Here is a 16,945-nt window from a genome sequence, read left to right on the forward strand (position 1 = left end):
TTCAATGCAAAATAATGATGGGTGAATAACGCTCCAAATGGAAACCATTATTCCATAATGGTTTCTCTTAAAACATGAGTAGGTAATAAAAATTTTATGGAAAAAATTTTTTCGAGGATAGGCATTACAATACTATCCAGTTTAGGGTTAGGAAGTACCCATGGTGCTGTAGATCAAATATTAAATAGTAATTTTTTTCTCAATCCTGCGGAATTGAGCTTAATTAAAAAGCTGCAATTACTGGAAGGTAATGTAGTCATCACACCAAAATTAGAATTCAAGGGAATCACGCCTCTTGGACAGGGGCGAGTGACAAGTAGAGTTGAAGATTTTATTCCTTATTTATTGTCAGGATTTCGATTTACCAACAAATTTGTTGGAGGGATCACCATCACACCGAGTGCTTATGGTCACATAGAATGGCCAATGCATTCTATTGTTAGGGAAGCATCAACCACAACCAAATTGTTCTATTACCGGCTTGGTGCTCAATCAAGCTATCAGCTGAGCGAAAAATTAGCGGTTGGGGTTGGCATTAACCTGGAATACAACAAGCGCGGGGAATTAGATTTTATCGTGCCTAACATGGGTAATCAGATCAATAAGATGAGTGGCTTAAATTGCACAGGTGATTTGGGGATTTATTACAAAATTAACTCTCGTAACTTTTTGACCGCGGCTATTTATACAGGAGTGAATACATATGGCCGCGGTACTAGTTCCCTCGGCAATACAAGCGTCCACAATTTTTATCTCAATATTATTGAAGCCCCGGTTGCTTTCATAGGGCTTCAGCATCGGTGGAGTGATAAACTGCTTACAGAAGGTAAATTATATTGGTCAGGTTGGTCTCTTGAAAAAAATGTTAATTTTAAAAATAAAACAACGGGAAGCACTATCTTGCCAGCAAATTGGAGCGATATTTGGTCATTTCAAACTAATCTACGTTACGCAATAACGGATAAATTAGCGTTACTTAATTCCCTTATTTATGAAACTAATCCTGCCCCTGTTTCAACAAATGCAATAGGCTACCCTCTATCGGGATCTGGTTCTTTATCTGTGGGTTTAGATTTAATGCTTCTTAAAAACTTCTCATCCCAGGTAATTTATAGTTATGGAAGATTTATACCTCACGCTAGGATTAACAGTGGGGGAAGTAGAGGAGAAATAATAGGAAATTTCCAAGCAGCTGTCATTCAATTCACTTATAAAACATAATGGCTAATTCCGGAAAAATCCAAAATACTAAAAAAACTAAGATGGAAAAAGCAGTTTTCTGTTGGCTTTGGTAACCTTGAAAGCACGGTTTAATTGGGTTACTTTCGATAGATAATATGAATCGAAAAGCGCTACGAACCCCATTGAACTTCCTTACTTATTCAATATTATTGTTTTGTTGCTGATTTAGGGTCTGTCAACAGACCCTAGTAACTACTGTGGAAATGATTGTTTTATAGAATCTTCTTTGTCAATAATGAAGCTATCAAAAGAATAACCGGTATAACCTGCATATGCACTAACAACGGATGGATTCCATGGCTTTAAAACTGTTTCTTCGGTGAAACCATACTTCTGTAACACGATGAACAAGCTTCCTAAATGCTCTTGGGCAGTTTCCGCATCAAGCAAAATCGGGTCAATAATTTTTTCACCAATTTCATTTTGAATTTTATCTAAATCATTGGCGCACTTCCAGCCTCGATTAGTTAAAATGAAGCGGATATGGCCGTTAGCTTCTTCGTCGCTTGATGCTGCGTCTGGGTGATTAATATAATCAACGGTAAGGCAACCGAGGGTTCGACTTTCTCGGATTAACCAACGAAATTTACCCTCTACGCTTCTTTCTTGCAGAGTTCTAAAGCCCTGAGATGGAGAATCAGCACCAAGGTTAGCAAAAATAATCGTTTGGGTAGGTCTCTTCTCTTCTGGTTCGAAAAAAGAGCTATAACCTGAAAAAGCCTTCTTTTCTCCAATTCTTTTTGATTTCATGCACTTGTCTCACTTGTGATATTTTATGGTCGTATATTATACCAAAAGATCATAAATGGATCAAAATCACCCTCTGTTAAAATGATTTGCTGAGTGATAGATGAAGCGGGGTGCCTAAAAATCAACCTCCTTGCAATCTAAATTTAAGGGTGTTTTGCTCACACAGGAACTGAATCTATGCTAATGTTAAGTAATACAGATCTCGCCGATACAAATTGAATTAAAGGGAGTTTCAAAAAATGAAATACAAAGTCTCAACAAATGGGATCTCCACTCAATTAGATAAAATTGCTGCGCAGCGAGATGAACTAATTTCTAAAATTAAAAAATATGAGAAGTTACTAAAAGAACAACCCCAATCAATACTTCAATATCTGGAAAAAATTAGCACTCCCTTCTATCAATTATCAATTGATCTAAAAAAAATTACTTATATTAATCCAGCAGCAGAAAAACTGATTAATTCTTCTCGTCAAGAGATCTACCAAAATCCTAATTTATGGTTTCAATCGATTTGTGAAGAAGATAGGCCAACTGTAATTCAAGCTCTACAAGATATGGTTAAAAATAAAGAAAATGAAATTTTGCTTGAATACAGAATCAAAATTCCTGATGAAACTAATGTATATGTCGCTGATAGAGCCACTCTGATTAATGACAGTCAAGGTAATCAAATATGTATTATGGGTTTTATAAGCGACTTGTCTGGACTATTTACTGCCAGAAGGGAGATGTTACTCTATGACCAAATATTGAATGTAGCTCACACTGAAAAAAGCATAGAAATTGCTATTGAAGCAATATTAAGAATTAGCTGCTTATCATTCGGATGGGATGAAGGAGAAGTTTGGCTAATCGAACAGTCAACCAATTCATTATATTGCATTAAAATTTGGCATAGGCTTCATGATGAAATCAAAGAATTTTATGAAAAATCCTATCAGTTAAAAATTGATATTAAAGAGGGATTTCAAGGCGAGGTAATACGAAGTAACCTACCTACCCTCGTGACCGATTACGGCAAAAATAAACAATTTATTCGAGGGGATTTTGCCACAAAAGCCGGATTAAAATCAGCATTTGGCTTGCCTATAAGGCATCAAGGGAAAATTCTTGGTGTACTGATGTACTTCTCAAAAAGTTTAAAAAAACTTACTCATGAAGAAATTAATACTTCAGAAAAAATATCCACCATACTTGCCGATGTGATTCAGAATAAATACAGTAAAGATCAAATGCTCTACATTACCCATCATGATAATTTGACAGGATTAATCAATCGGGTAGGTTTGGAGGAATTTCTAAAAGCTGAAATCATCAAGAACACAAATAAACCAATAGCACTGATCATGATTGATTTTGATCGGTTCAAAAAAATCAATGAATCCATGGGATTTGATGTCGGAGATTCTGTCATCAAGAATATTGCAACGAAGTTTAATGAGTACTTATCTGATGTATTCTCGACCATCGCAAATATAGGTGGAGATCAGTTTGTTTTTGTTCTAAGTGATATAAAGCGGCCTGAAGAAATTGCACCACTGGTTGAACGAATAAAATCTATTGTAAAGACTCCATTGATGATTAACGATAAAAGCATTTTATTAGCCATTAGTGCAGGAGTAAGTATTTATCCATATGATGGGGAAGATTTTCTTACGCTATTGAAAAATGCAGATGTAGCACTTAATCATGCAAAATCCAGTGGAGGAGACTCTGTGCAATATTTCTCTGAAATATTACAGAAAACAGCGACAAAAACCATAGAGCTTGAGGATAGCCTGCGCCGCGCGCTCGTTGAAAACGATTTCAGACTATATTATCAGCCTAAGGTAGATTTAAAATCAGGAAATATTGTCGGGGTTGAAGCATTGCTGCGTTGGCAAAGTCCTAACGAAGGATTGCTGTTACCAGGTTCGTTTATTACGGTGGCAGAGCAATCGGATTTGATCGTTTATATCGGAGAATGGGTTTTGCTTGAAGTCTGCCGATATTTTCCATTTGATCACTTACATATACCAGTCTCGGTTAACTTTTCCGCTCGCCAATTTCAGATTCAACATGATATTGTTAAAGTTATTAAGCTAATTTTAGAAAAATTATCTTTGCAACCGAGTTATCTCGAAATCGAAGTAACTGAATCACAATTGATGAGTGACCCTGCTCGCAGTGCAGAAGTTTTGGCATCACTTCGAAAAATGGGCTTGTCAATCGCTGTCGATGATTTTGGTACTGGTTATAGTTCATTCCAATACCTAAAACAGTTCAAACCTAATAGGATAAAGATAGATAAATCATTTATTGATGGTTTACCTGCCGACCGCGAAAATGCAGGCATTGTTAAAGCAATTATTGCATTATGTAAAAGTTTAGATATAAAAGTAATTGCTGAAGGTGTCGAAAATGCGGATCAATTACGATTTTTAATTGACGAAGGATGCGATGAAATGCAGGGTTTTTATTTTTCAAAACCATTGCCTATTTATGATCTCATATACCTAGTGGATAGCAAAAAAAAATTAAATTACGTAAAGAATAAGTAGGGTCTGAACGAAATGTCACGGTTTTATAGGGGCAGTATGCCCTAAAGTGTTGCCTATATTCCGGAATAGGCTTCCTGACTTTAATGGCGTCCCGGAGAGGATTTGAACCTCCGACCTGCCCCTTAGGAGGGGGCTGCGCTATCCAGCTGTGCCACCGGGACGAATGGTTGCAAGTCTAACTCTGTTGTTAAGAAATAACAACTTTCTGATCGCTACATATCCGCGTAATTAGGTCCGCCACCGCCTTCTGGTGCTTGCCAGACAATATTCTGACGTGGATCCTTAATGTCACAGGTTTTGCAATGAATGCAATTTTGCGCATTGATTTGTAATCTTGGGCCTTTCTCTTCCTCAATAATTTCATATACTGCAGCAGGGCAGTAGCGAGTTTCAGGAGAGGCGTATTGTTGATAATTAACTTTTATTGCGAGGATGGGGTTACGCAATTTTAAATGGCAGGGTTGATTTTCTTCATGATAAGTATTTGATAAGTACACCGAAGAAAGTTTATCAAAAGTTAAAACACCATCAGGTTTAGGGTAATCAATTTTTGGGGCTTTATCTGCAGGAATTAAGCTTGTGTAATCCTCATGGTTTTTCAAAGTCCAGGGAGATTTGCCAAAACTGATGTAAGTTTCAAAAGCGGCATTTGCCAGACCAAACCATAAACCATAGCGAAATCCAGGACGAATATTTCTTACTTTATACAATTCCTTAGCGATCCAAGAGTTTTTTAATTTTTCGGAATAATTTTTAAGTTCTACTTCCGGTTGCTCTTTGTTTAGCAATTCAAAGCAAGCCTCAGCGGCGAGCATGCCTGATTGCATTGCGGTATGGGTTCCCTTGATTTTAGGGACATTGAGAAAACCGGCCGCATCACCGATTAAAGCACCTCCTGGGAAAGTGAGTTTGGGCATAGACTGCCAACCTCCTTCATTTAGCGCACGCGCTCCATAGCTGATGCGCTCACCATCGGTGAGTAAGTCTTTAACGAGCGGGTGTGTTTTAAAACGCTGAAATTCAGCAAAAGGATTAAGCCAAGGGTTTTGATAATCGAGGCCAATAACAAAACCAAGGGCAACACGGTTATTGGATAAATGATAAATAAACGAACCACCATAGGTTTGATTATCCAAAGGCCAGCCAATCGTATGAATAACTCTGCCAGGTCGGGATTGATTCTCAGAAACTCGCCATATTTCTTTAAGGCCTATTGCGTAAGTTTGAGGTTGTGCATTATCGCGTAAGTGATAATGGTGCATGAGCATTTGACTCAGTTGTCCACGGCAGCCTTCTGCAAAAAGAGTTTGTTTAGCGTAAAGATGCATACCTGGTTGGTAATTGGCCGATTTATTTCCAGTCTTGTCAATGCCAACATCGCCAGTTGAGACACCTATAACCTGGTTGTTTTCGTTATAAAGTACCTTGGAAGCTGCAAATCCAGGATAGATTTCGCAACCTAACTTTTCAGCTTCCGTTGCAAGAAAACGGCAAAGCTCCCCTAAGCTGATGATATAATTGCCGCGGTTGTGCATCTGCCGAGGAGTAGGGAGACGATAGGCGCGGTTGTTTGACAGAAAGTAAAAGAAATCTTCAGTTGCCGGTGTATTCAATGGCGCTTCCTGCCAATTCTCGGGGAGTAATTCTTTTAAGCTGCGTGGTTCAATAACTGCTCCAGAAAGAATGTGAGAACCGACTTGTGCGCCTTTCTCAAGGACGCAAACAGTTATATCTTTGTTCGCTTTTGCAGCTAATTGTTTTAGTTTGATAGCAGCTGATAATCCAGCGGGACCTGCGCCGACAATGACTACGTCATATTCCATTGATTCGTGTTCCACATTGTCCCCCATTCAATCCAAATTGAAAATAATCGCTTTTCTTACGATGAAGATCAAGAGAAACTCGAGCATCTGGGAACAGAACTCTTGAGTAGATCATTCATGGCCGAAATTCAAATCTTATGTTGAGTTAGAAGTATATTGAGATTTCGTGTTATAGTACCCCTATCGGTAGAGCAATCGCGCCTGAGAATTCATGGATTGGAATAAGAAGCTCAAAGATTACGAGCAAAGAATCGCGCAAATAAATAAATTTTTGGAGCAGGGTAAGGTAGTACCTGCTAACTATATTGTCTCTCTTCTTGAAGCAGCGATAAAATCGGGTGATATTGTTTGCCTCGAAGGCGATAATCAAAAACAGGCTGATTTTCTTGCCCGCAGCCTATGTAAAGTAAACCCCAAAAAGATCAATCGTCTCCATATGGTGCAATCAGCTGTCTCTCTGCCAGAGCATCTTGATCTTTTTGAACATAAAATTGCGGAAAAAATTGATTTCTCATTTGCAGGTCCTCAATCAACTCGTTTGGCCTTGATGATCAAAAAAAATCAGATCAAAATTGGTAATATTCATACCTATAACGAGCTTTATGCCCGTTATGTTATGGATTTAACTCCCAATGTTGCATTGGTTTGTGCCGAGCAGGCGGATGCACGGGGTAATTTATACACCGGCGCTAACAATGAGGAAACTACAAGCATCGTTGAAGCCACCGCTTTTAAAAACGGCGTGGTTATTGCCCAAGTTAATCAAATAGTCCCTGAGTTGCCGCGAATTGATATTCCCAGCGACTGGGTTGATGCCGTAGTACAGGCACCTACCCCCTGTTATATCGAACCCTTATTTACCCGTGATCCAGCCCACATCGATGAAATCAAAATCCTCATGGCTATGATGGTCATCAAAGGTATTTATGCACCTTATCAAGTCAATCGTTTAAACCATGGCGTTGGCTATAATACTTGTGCTATTGAACTGATTTTGCCTACCTATGCCCAATCTTTGGGGCTTAGAGGCAAAATAGTTAAACACTGGATGGTAAATCCTTTACCCACATTAATTCCTGCAATTGAAGCAGGATTCGTAGAAACTATTTTCGCAGTAGGTGGGGAAGTAGGTATGAATGAATACGTTCGTTCTAAACCTGATATCTTTTTTACCGGCCGAGACGGGTCATTACGTTCTAATCGCCTCTATGGGCAATTAGCCGGGCATTACGGCTGCGATGCATTTATTGGCGCTACCTTACAAATGGATCCACAAGGCAATAGTTCTACAGCAACTAAGGGGAGAGTGGCCGGTTTTGGGGGTGCTCCGAATATGGGTTGCGATACGAATGGCCGAAGACATTCCTCTTATGCATGGCTTAAAGCCGGCCAAGAAAAATACGGCCATCAAGCCTCTGCAATGCCACGTGGGCGCAAGTTAGTAATTCAAATGGTAGAAACCTTCCAGAGTGCTGGGAAACCTACTTTTGTTGAGGAATTAGATGCTTGGGAACTACAAAAAGAAATGCAGTCTGATTTACCGCCAATTATGATTTATGGCGATGATGTTTCGCATGTGGTCACAGAAGAGGGGATAGCTAATCTCCTATTATGTAAAAATTTAATTGAACGAGAGCAAGCCATACGTGGTGTTGCTGGGTATACCCCCACCGGGTTAAAACGTGATAAAGCTATAGTTGATGAGCTCCGTTCACGTGGCGTAATACAAAGGCCGGAAGACTTGAATATTTCTCTAACAGAAGCAGACAGGGACTTACTCGCGGCAAAAAGCATACATGATTTAGTCACAATCTCGAAAGGGCTATATTGTCCCCCAAATAAATTTAGGCAATGGTAGGATGGCTGATGGACACCTATGAATATACCTTCGCATTAGAAAAAAAACTAAAAAATGGCGCTGTGACTAAAGTTGGGGTAGCTGGTTCTGGTAACTTAGAGGTGATTGTAAAACCGAATACCCAAACAAAACAAACTCGAATTACTGTGCATACTACGGTGAGTGGTTTCAAAGCAACCTGGGATGAGGTGATACAACGCTTTATTGAGGACTATCCCTACCAAGCACTCGAGTTGACGCTCAATGATGCTGGTGCGACACCGCCTGTGGTGTCGTTACGCCTACGCCAAGCCATAGAAGCTTATCAAATCGGATACTCCAAGAAGGCTCATTATACGGAAGCCACTGCACGTAACAGAATCTACTCTCTTGTGGATGAGGGTAGTTTTTCTGAGTTCCTATTAAATCAAGATACAGTCAGTCCTACTTTACCTCAGCTAGGAATGCAAGTAGAAACGGATGATGGCGTTGCCATTGGGACGGCACAATTCGAAGGAATAAAGGTCGCCATTGCTTCACAACAGAAAGACTTTATTGGTGGTTCAGTAGGGGAAGTCCACGGTGCCAAAATTAATGGTTTAATTCAATATGCCATGAAACATCAGTTACCAGCCTTAGTTTTGTTAATCGATAGCGGTGGTGTTCGCCTATAAGAAGCCAATGTTGGTGAAATTGAAATATCAGAGATTATTCGTTCCATTCTTGATGCCCGTTCAGCAGGTATTAAAACAATAGGCGTCATTTGCGGAAATAACGGGGCATTCGGTGGCATGGGTATTGTTAGCGGCTGTCTCGATTATTTGATTGTCAATCAGGGCGCCCGTATTGGGGTATCTGGTGCAGAGGTAATTGAGGCTGTTAAAGGCACAGAAGTTTTTGATAGTAAAGACCGTGCTTTAGTTTGGCGTGTCTATGGAGGTAGAACGCGTTTTATGCAAAGAGCGGTACAAGCGTACACGACGAACCGGATTAGCGATATCCGTCAAAGCATCATCAATGCGTTGCAACACTTACAAAATCACCCAGCCCTCAGTCTCGAATTGATGCTTGCGGATCATAAATCCTTACAACAAAGGATTGACATAGCCAAAGAATGTCATGAAGAAGGAGAATGGATAGCCCATTATGCTCCGGAATTACATAAGCAGGATGTCTTTAATTGTCCGGATGCGGAATTTCTCTCTTTGGTTAAAAAAGGAACCAATAATGCCAAGCGATAAAATGACATTAAAAGAGTTGATGACGGGTGTTTTTACTAAAACCCAAACTGAAATCAAACAAAATGTGGTTTTTGGCACCGGCATAGTTAACGATACTCGTTTTAATCTGATTGGTACGGCTGAAGACACAAGTTTTGGCGTTGATGAAGCCATGGAAATGGCCAAGCATGTCTTAGGGTTGCTGAAAGAGAACAATCGCGATCCTATTGTGTTGCTGACGAATGTAATTGGTCAGAAACTTTCCGTACGCGACGAATGGCTAGGCATGTATGCCTATTTCGCCCACCTGCTCAAATGTTTACATCTAGCAAGAAAAAACGGTAATCAAACGATCTCATTAGTTTATAACCAAGCGATAGGAGGTAGTTTCATAGCTTTTGGGATGATGGCTGATAGTATTTTTGCATTAAAAAACACACAATTAGCGGTGATGTGGTTAGAAGGCATGGCCAAAGTGACTAAAATTGACATCGAGATTTTACGCAGTGTCAGTCAAACCTCCCCTGTTTTTGCTCCGGGGGTTGAGAATTTTAAAAAGCTAGGTGGAATCCATGAAGTTCTAGAGCTTAATCAAGTTGCAGAACAGCTTTTAAAAGCGGCGAAAGCCACAGGTATTGATCAAGACAATCGTGCGGAGCTAGGTAAACAATACGGTGGGCGTACCAAAGCCTATGATCTAATCCAAGCTATTAAAAGCCTATGAATCATCAAAGACACACTTTATGCTTTTTAAAAGAAGGAGCCAAGCCGCTATCGATACTACAAAAGCAAGAGGATGAGTTACTGGAATATTGGATGAAGCACCAGTTTCCACTGATCTTTACCTATCAACCCAAAGAGCTCCATCCAGAACATGTCCAGTTAGCTATCCCTTTTTTCGATTCATCTTCGCAAAAAAAGATACGTTTGTGCACAAATTTTTATAAAAATGCGATCAAAGAAACAAAATCTCTTCCAACTTTTCAGGATGTTTTTCAGCATGCCACGCTAAAACAAAACACAGAAATCCGGGTATATGGCTCTTACTGTTGGCAATATTTAACAAAACTTAATTATGTCCAACCTTCTTCTGATCTTGATTTGTTAATTTTCTACGAAAATCAATCTCTAATTGAACTAGTTCTGTACTATCAGGAAATTAAGCATATTTTATCCATTCTACGATTGGATGGTGAGGTACGTTTCCCTAACCTCGGCGATTGTTCTTGGTTTGAACTTATTCAACCGAGTAGTAGTGCTAGCATTCTCTTAAAATCCGCACAACAAATCGAACTTATCTCCAGAGAATACTTATATGAACAAGTTCCAACACTCTTGGCATGATCCCCATAAAATAGCCCGGTTTTATGCTAGACTTTGCGTGCGCGCGCTATATGATGAAGTCGCTTTATACCCTAAACCCGGCTTAGTCAGTTTTGTCGATAATGGTGCTCATCAGGATATGGATGGAGCTTTGTTTTTTCGCAGCCTTTTTAGCCTTCGGCATTATTTTTTCCGAGTGGGGCTGTGCGCGTCTTTGGGGTATTCATCCCAAGATTTAGTTCGTTGGGGATTGCAAGCAGAGCAAACTATGTACCGCATTACAAAGGGCATTAATACCCATAGGGGGGCCATTTTTGCTTTGGGCATTTTGTGCACATCTTCATGTAAATTAAGTACCCAAAGAAAAGCCTTTTCCTTGGACGATCTCCATCAAGCCGTCATTACTGATTGGGCCACTTACCTTTCTACGAGCCATTGTAATCAAAACACCCATGGTGCGGTTGTAAAAGAAAAATATGGTGTTCATGATGCTAAGCAAATCGCTATAGAAGGGTACCGTTTGGTCTTTGAAACCTACCAAGATTTAAAAGCCGTGCATCATGATAAATTATTTTTGGGGTTGCTTGCCTATCAACGATTTTTAATGCAACTCGATGATATAAATGTATTGTACCGGGCAGGTTTAAGCGGCCTCGAATTTGCCCGTCAGCAAATCCAAAAAACTATTTGTTTGCATCAAAGAGAGCAATCTTTTGAGGCTGCAATTCAACTTCATCGTGTTTTTTCGCAGCAAAATATAAGTCCTGGTGGTGTCGCGGACCTGCTCAGTGTATTGTATTTTTTACATTCGATTTTTGCCGAATTACCATCGTGAATATTTTATGTATTTTTGCGGGCCAAGGTTATCAAGAAGACAATTTATTTACTTTTTTTAATGAAGATCAGGCTTCCCAAACAATTTTGCAACACCATCTTACCGCAATGAATCTATTGGATAACAAATCACAATCCATCAAAGACCCATTCTATACCCAACTGATAATCGGTGGTTATCAAATGACTTTATTTAATCGGATAAAATCTTTTTTTAAGGGACATCAGCTTAATTTTGCAGGCTATAGTTTAGGCGAGGTGGCCGCCTTCCTTGCTAGCATTGAAGCCTCCCCTGAAGAAATCAATCGCGTTCTTGCTTATCGAACTCAACTTATGACCTCACTGATAAAAAAGCATTGTGAATCTGATTATGATTTATTGTATATCAATGGAGCATTTAATCTTGAGGAAGTCAGTGCACTATGTGCCGATCAGCACTGCTACCTTGCTATTATCAATTCGGAGAAACAATTAGTGGTCGGTGGGAAGGTGACCGATTTAAAGAGGCTTATAAACCGTTTGTCCGATGCGCATCTTAAAAAAGCACAATTTCTCGAAATTCACTTACCCTCGCATACACCCCTTTACAAAAATCAGCAGGGTTTATTTCATCATTTTCTCAATACCCTTGCTGCAGAAAATCTTCTTTATCCAATCATCAATCCAATTAAGTTAGGTAAAGTTTATGAGCTCGAGGAAGAAAAAGAATTGTTGGACAAAGAGATTTACTCTCCATTGCAGTGGCAAAAAATCTGTGAACTCATCAATGAATACCAGTATGATCTTATTATTGATTTAGGCCCAGGAGAAGCGATGACACATTTTTTAGATAATAAAAGAAGCCGCGTGATAACCGCATCGCGGTTTAAAAATATCGCTGGGTTTTGTAAAGTTGTGTCATCTGCCTGCAATCAAGACGGAATGGCTAGGGGTGGTTAATACTCGATAATTGGGTTGAATTCAATGAGATTCCAACGGCTATTTTTTATCCATTCAAAAAATCAATAAACGTCGACGCCTGCACCCAGGCGCACCAAGGTTCGGACGCGAGTTTTTACCCCCCTTAGAATCAGGCCAGAAGACCTCCGTCGACATTTAATGTTGCACCTGTGATGTAAGACGCCTCAGGGCTTGCGAGAAAAGCTACTGCTGCGGCCACTTCTTCAGGTTTACCATACCGACCAAGTGGGATTGACGGATTCAGAATTTCGGCCATTTCAGAGTCTGCTGGATTCATATCGGTATCAATAGGCCCTGGTTGGACGACGTTAACAGTAATTCCCTTAGGGCCAAAATCCCTCGCCCATCCTCGTGTATAAGCAGCGATTGCAGCTTTGGTGGCTGAGTAATCCGCTACTCCGGGAAGAGGGGAATGATCACCTGCTATAGAGCCAATTGAAATAATTCTTCCACCTTCACGCATATGTTTTGCTGCGGCGAAAACTGCAGAGGCTGTACCTTTGACGTTAATTGCAAATTGTTTTTCAAAATCAGTGGGATTATAGGAGGGATCGGTGACAGAGCCCATAATAAATACACCAGCATTATTGACGAGAATATCGAGTTGATGGAAGTTATTTATGACTTTTTCAACAGCGGAATGCATGGCTTTAGGCTCCGCATTGTCGGCGTAAATGGCTAAGGCTTTTCCGCCAGCAGCTTTAATCTCTTCAACAACAGCATCCGCTTTTTCCTTACTGCTTACATAAGTTAAGGCTACTGTTGCTCCTTCTTTGGCCAGTCGTTTTGCAATTGCTGCACCAATTCCACGCGAACCACCTGTCACTAAGGCAACTTTTCCAGTTAATGCGTTGCTCATGTTTTTTCTCCCTCAATAATTAAACGCTTATTGCTAGTGCTGGTAAATTTAGAAATAAGTATAGTATGAATAAATGAGGAGAGCGTTTCCTTGTTGAGCGAAACAAAAAAATCAAGTCGCCTAAAATCTAGCATTTTGAAGTATCTTGAGTATAAAATGAGTTTTGTTTTCCTGCATGATTTTATTTAGGCAATTAAGGGAAGGTGTAGGCATGATACGAAGAATATGCTTAATCACGATAGGATGTTTCTTATCCTTTAATGTATTTGCTAATTCTTATTTACTACCAACGCCTGAAAGCCTTGATAATCGATGGTCTGTCATCGCCAGCTCGGGCTACAGCGATTTTCAGCACATGTATCGTTCAGATGGGCAAACCGCAATTGGGCGTTTGGCATTAGCAGCTGAGTTACTCACCGCTACCCAAGCTAATTTTGGACTTGAACTAGGTGTACAAACTGGCAACCGGATGCGGTTTGCAATTCCTCAAGGTCCCTTGGCTACTTTGGGGTATGCTGTGCAAACAACCATGAGGCCTATGTTTGATTTATTAGTAACAGCAAACGCAAGTCCCTTGACTGAAAGCTTGCTTTTTACTCAGCTGAAGGGGGGTATCGCGTATCGCTACTGGCAAATCGATAGCTTTAGAATAAATAATAAATCGGAAATTGCAGGAGAAGTCCAGGCGGGTTTTGGCTATCCATTAACAGAGATCACTAATTTAAATCTTTTGTATCAGGGGGTCTTTGGCAGTAATCCTAAGTTTCGTGTGAACCCATTTGCTGAAACTGGTTCAGTGTCTAATTTACCAATTCAACATGGCGTTCTATTAGGGCTTTCTATTATTGCTTAGTCTCATTTAGACGAGTCTTCTTTTTTTTATCCATCGATTCATGTAAAATTCTTGCTCAAAATGAGTTTTTTATATGGAAATTCAAGAAATCTGTATTGGCTGAGTGTTGCAATCTAACAAAAAAATGGCCAATTCTTTTAATACATTACCCAAAAGCAACGTGTTGCTTTTGCTTCAAAAACGAGAAAAGGTATTAATCAATGAAGAAGGGTGAAATTTATGCCGGTGGATTGGAGTTAAATTTTTTTGAATCTGCTCAACTTGAAAGCAATAATAACGATCCGGCGAGTATTGCACGCGACGCTTTACGCATCCTGATGATGGGATGGAAAGAAAATTGGCGGGATCTTGGGTCAAAACGGGTATTAGAAGCGATTTTTATTGAGCGTGATCATGAGTTAGTCCGGGAGATGCGTCTTGCTTTTCAACAAGGTTTTAATTATATTTTTGAGCAATTACAGAATAAAGAGCTTTCTGAAAAACAATTAAATCAAGCGCAATTGTTTATCTCCAACTGTATGACGCTTTTGCCTTTCGCTGATCTTAATCCTTACGAATCATTCACTATACCTCAGTTAATCAACGGCCAATGGCAGATGGTTGAATATAAAGTGACTCCCATAGAGTTAACGCCGACTAAGGGGTTTAGCAAATTACTCATTGAAGACTATGATCGCGTTTTTGCATACGGACTTGAACCTATTGCCAACCAACAAGCCACACCGCATCTCATTTTTATGGGCACAACCTATCCGGCTGGTCAAGGTTTTACAACTCAGGTGAATACTGATTTAGAGGCATGGTCTACACCAGGCCAATCTTTATATGCACATGGCCGGGAGAGAGTTTTAGAGTGGATAGATAGGCAAGAGAAAAAACCGCATGTTTGCGGTACCAGTTTAGGTGGGAGCTTATCGTTACTCCTTGCAATCGACCAAGGTGATAAATTATCACGCGTCGATGCATTGAATCCCCCAGGGATGCATGAGCCTTGGTGTTGGGATACCCGTTTCAATCATTGGGATGATTTTGATGGTGAGCATAAGCCGCCTGTTTATGTGCAAAAACAAGAGGATGATGTTGTTTCGCCCTATGGGGACTGGGAAAATGATTGGCATGTTCTTCATGTTATACCGCCTGAATCAAAAAAAGGCCCGAATGGGTTTGCGGCCCATGCGCTCAATTATGCTGGTTTTGCGGAAACTAAATTTGTTGGTGTTGATACAGTTGAGGACAATAAAGAACGAAGGTGGCGGAACTTTTTTATTTTTACCCTGCTTCGGGGTTTTGCTTACTATTTAGGTCATCAACCTTACCGTCTCTTTGTTTTACCCACCATTCGTTTCGTGTTAAATAACAAACTGGCCTCAACGCTTATCTTAGCGTTTATATTAGCTAGCATTTTTTTGCTGCCTTTGCTGCCCACGGCTGCTGCCGCTACATTGATTACCGTAGGTCTTATTCCTATAACCATGTTTTTCGTTTATAAAGTATACAATGCTATCCAAACCATATTGGGCTGGAATGAAGTAAAATTCGCTGAATGCCATGATCCTAGCCTTCCAAGAAATACTGAAATGGATATTTATACTAATGAAATGACTCAAAGCTTTACCTATGAAGAAATACGCACGTATTACGAGGCTAAGCGTTGTACCTTGAAGGGTAAGGCTTTTTTGCCCGACAATAAGCCAGAGAAGCGTGAAATACTGGAAAAGAGCTTAGACCATGCTTATAGAGATCAAACGGTCCAACGCACCGCCACAAAAGCTAAAATTCACGACATGAAACAAACAGTACAATTACTGAAACAGTTCCATTTGCTTAATTCCGACAAATCCCAATTGAAGGAGGCTTTACATAAACAGCAAGAGGCTTATGCAATGGGCAAGCAAGGTATTTCTCTGTCACTCGTTTAAGTTTTATGAAGGAGGATTATTGTGAAGGATTACATCAAACATTTTAACCAGCAATCCGAAAATTACCTGCTTTTTCGTCCCAATTATCCAGCGGTTTTGTATGATTATCTTGTCCATTTAGTGAAAGATCATCAAAGTGCTTGGGATTGTGGAACAGGTAACGGACAAGCTGCTGTTGCATTGGCAGCTTATTTCGATCAGGTGATTGCCACCGATATCAATCGGGCGCAACTTGAGTTGGCGCCAAAAAATGAAAAAATCCATTACCTTTGTTGTCTTGCTGAAAGCACACCTATTTTGGATAACTCAATTGATTTAATTACGGTTGCGCAAGCCTTACATTGGTTTAATTTTGATTTGTTTTATGATGAAGTGAGAAGGGTAGGCAAACCAGCGGGTGTTATTGCTGCATGGTGTTATTCTTTAGGGAAATTCAATTCCTCATTAGACGAGATCATTGCAAAGCTTTATCGTGATATTTTAGGTGATAACTATTGGCCTGCTGAGCGTCATTATATTGATGAAGAATACCGTACTATCCCTTTTCCTTTTAAGAAAAGGGAACTTGCTTCGTTTACTATCGAAAAAGAGATGGGGTTCAGCCAATTGCTTGGGTATTTGAATACTTGGTCTGCAATAAAAGAGTACCAATTTAGAAATCAAGTAAACCCAATTAATTTGATCTTTAAAGAGCTTGAGGCAGCTTGGGGAAAGCTGGACAAACGTCATAGGATGCATTGGCCGTTGCATCTATTGGTTGGATCGATTCATTGATAGACGTT

At 39.9% G+C, this 16,945-nt stretch carries 13 protein-coding genes, 1 tRNA gene and 1 pseudogene; 11 read left to right on the forward strand and 4 right to left on the reverse strand.

What is annotated here, in order from left to right; translation table 11 throughout:
- Window positions 1-96 precede the first annotated feature (96 nt).
- Window positions 97-1,221 carry an OmpP1/FadL family transporter gene (locus tag LMI_RS06155; protein WP_045099013.1) on the forward strand — a complete coding sequence of 375 codons (1,125 nt, stop codon included), beginning with the start codon at window positions 97-99 and terminating at the stop codon, window positions 1,219-1,221.
- Window positions 1,222-1,434: 213 nt separating this feature from the next.
- Here the strand turns inward: LMI_RS06155 and LMI_RS06160 are convergent, their stop codons facing one another.
- Window positions 1,435-1,992, reverse strand: a complete 558-nt coding sequence (locus tag LMI_RS06160; RefSeq protein WP_045099014.1) for a hypothetical protein — start codon at window positions 1,990-1,992, stop codon at window positions 1,435-1,437.
- Window positions 1,993-2,231: 239 nt separating this feature from the next.
- On the opposite strand from LMI_RS06160, the gene LMI_RS14860 reads away from it, so the two are divergent.
- On the forward strand, window positions 2,232-4,535 hold the full coding sequence (locus LMI_RS14860) for an EAL domain-containing protein (RefSeq protein ID WP_052679472.1): 2,304 nt from the start codon (window positions 2,232-2,234) through the stop codon (window positions 4,533-4,535).
- Window positions 4,536-4,619: 84 nt separating this feature from the next.
- Here LMI_RS14860 and LMI_RS06170 read toward each other — a convergent pair.
- Together LMI_RS06170 and LMI_RS06175 are read right to left on the reverse strand one after the other, a co-directional pair.
- A tRNA-Arg gene (locus LMI_RS06170) sits at window positions 4,620-4,696 on the reverse strand.
- Between the two features lie 51 nt (window positions 4,697-4,747).
- On the reverse strand, window positions 4,748-6,373 hold the full coding sequence (locus tag LMI_RS06175) for an electron transfer flavoprotein-ubiquinone oxidoreductase (protein WP_045100608.1): 1,626 nt from the start codon (window positions 6,371-6,373) through the stop codon (window positions 4,748-4,750).
- A 196-nt stretch (window positions 6,374-6,569) separates the two neighbouring features.
- On the opposite strand from LMI_RS06175, the gene mdcA reads away from it, so the two are divergent.
- The 6 genes and pseudogenes from mdcA to LMI_RS06205 all read left to right on the forward strand — a co-directional run bounded on the left by mdcA (window position 6,570) and on the right by LMI_RS06205 (window position 12,511).
- Window positions 6,570-8,216, forward strand: coding sequence for a malonate decarboxylase subunit alpha (gene mdcA / locus LMI_RS06180; protein WP_045099015.1), 1,647 nt, complete (start codon window positions 6,570-6,572; stop codon window positions 8,214-8,216).
- A gap of 8 nt (window positions 8,217-8,224) precedes the next feature.
- Window positions 8,225-9,436, forward strand: a pseudogene (gene mdcD / locus LMI_RS15760) (biotin-independent malonate decarboxylase subunit beta).
- Complete coding sequence (locus LMI_RS06190) at window positions 9,423-10,139, forward strand: biotin-independent malonate decarboxylase subunit gamma (RefSeq protein WP_045099016.1); 717 nt, start codon at window positions 9,423-9,425, stop codon at window positions 10,137-10,139. The pseudogene mdcD and the gene LMI_RS06190 overlap by 14 nt, the downstream one beginning before the upstream one ends.
- On the forward strand, window positions 10,136-10,759 hold the full coding sequence (gene mdcG / locus LMI_RS06195) for a malonate decarboxylase holo-[acyl-carrier-protein] synthase (protein ID WP_045099017.1): 624 nt from the start codon (window positions 10,136-10,138) through the stop codon (window positions 10,757-10,759). Before LMI_RS06190 ends, mdcG begins: the two co-directional genes overlap by 4 nt.
- The gene (locus tag LMI_RS06200) at window positions 10,731-11,573 is read left to right on the forward strand and encodes a triphosphoribosyl-dephospho-CoA synthase MdcB (protein WP_045099018.1); all 843 of its coding nucleotides are present in this window, start codon (window positions 10,731-10,733) and stop codon (window positions 11,571-11,573) included. The genes mdcG and LMI_RS06200 overlap by 29 nt, the downstream gene beginning before the upstream one ends.
- Complete coding sequence (locus LMI_RS06205) at window positions 11,570-12,511, forward strand: acyltransferase domain-containing protein (RefSeq protein WP_045099019.1); 942 nt, start codon at window positions 11,570-11,572, stop codon at window positions 12,509-12,511. The genes LMI_RS06200 and LMI_RS06205 overlap by 4 nt, the downstream gene beginning before the upstream one ends.
- 130 nt (window positions 12,512-12,641) lie before the next feature.
- On the opposite strand, the gene LMI_RS06210 is transcribed toward LMI_RS06205, so the two are convergent.
- On the reverse strand, window positions 12,642-13,391 hold the full coding sequence (locus LMI_RS06210; protein ID WP_045099020.1) for an SDR family NAD(P)-dependent oxidoreductase: 750 nt from the start codon (window positions 13,389-13,391) through the stop codon (window positions 12,642-12,644).
- A gap of 211 nt (window positions 13,392-13,602) precedes the next feature.
- Between LMI_RS06210 and LMI_RS06215 the strand changes: the two genes are divergently transcribed.
- The 3 genes from LMI_RS06215 (at window position 13,603) to LMI_RS06225 (ending at window position 16,937) form a co-directional block, all read left to right on the forward strand.
- Entirely contained in the window at window positions 13,603-14,244 is a 642-nt protein-coding gene (locus tag LMI_RS06215; RefSeq protein WP_052679611.1) for a hypothetical protein, read from the forward strand.
- Between the two features lie 200 nt (window positions 14,245-14,444).
- The gene (locus LMI_RS06220; protein ID WP_045099021.1) at window positions 14,445-16,163 is read left to right on the forward strand and encodes a hypothetical protein; all 1,719 of its coding nucleotides are present in this window, start codon (window positions 14,445-14,447) and stop codon (window positions 16,161-16,163) included.
- A gap of 21 nt (window positions 16,164-16,184) precedes the next feature.
- Entirely contained in the window at window positions 16,185-16,937 is a 753-nt protein-coding gene (locus tag LMI_RS06225; protein ID WP_045099022.1) for a class I SAM-dependent methyltransferase, read from the forward strand.
- Window positions 16,938-16,945 lie beyond the last annotated feature (8 nt).

This window comes from Legionella micdadei (genome assembly GCF_000953635.1).
In the GTDB taxonomy this organism is placed as follows: Bacteria; Pseudomonadota; Gammaproteobacteria; order Legionellales; family Legionellaceae; genus Tatlockia; species Tatlockia micdadei.

Coding starts and splice junctions, on each gene's coding strand:
- LMI_RS06200 (WP_045099018.1), top strand. CDS start 10,731: ATGAACAAGTTCCAACACTCTTGGCATGATCCCCATAAAATAGCCCGG.
- LMI_RS06155 (WP_045099013.1), top strand. CDS start 97: ATGGAAAAAATTTTTTCGAGGATAGGCATTACAATACTATCCAGTTTA.
- mdcA (WP_045099015.1), top strand. CDS start 6,570: ATGGATTGGAATAAGAAGCTCAAAGATTACGAGCAAAGAATCGCGCAA.
- LMI_RS06215 (WP_052679611.1), top strand. CDS start 13,603: ATGATACGAAGAATATGCTTAATCACGATAGGATGTTTCTTATCCTTT.
- LMI_RS06210 (WP_045099020.1), bottom strand. CDS start 13,391: ATGAGCAACGCATTAACTGGAAAAGTTGCCTTAGTGACAGGTGGTTCG.
- LMI_RS14860 (WP_052679472.1), top strand. CDS start 2,232: ATGAAATACAAAGTCTCAACAAATGGGATCTCCACTCAATTAGATAAA.
- LMI_RS06190 (WP_045099016.1), top strand. CDS start 9,423: ATGCCAAGCGATAAAATGACATTAAAAGAGTTGATGACGGGTGTTTTT.
- LMI_RS06220 (WP_045099021.1), top strand. CDS start 14,445: ATGAAGAAGGGTGAAATTTATGCCGGTGGATTGGAGTTAAATTTTTTT.
- LMI_RS06160 (WP_045099014.1), bottom strand. CDS start 1,992: ATGAAATCAAAAAGAATTGGAGAAAAGAAGGCTTTTTCAGGTTATAGC.
- mdcG (WP_045099017.1), top strand. CDS start 10,136: ATGAATCATCAAAGACACACTTTATGCTTTTTAAAAGAAGGAGCCAAG.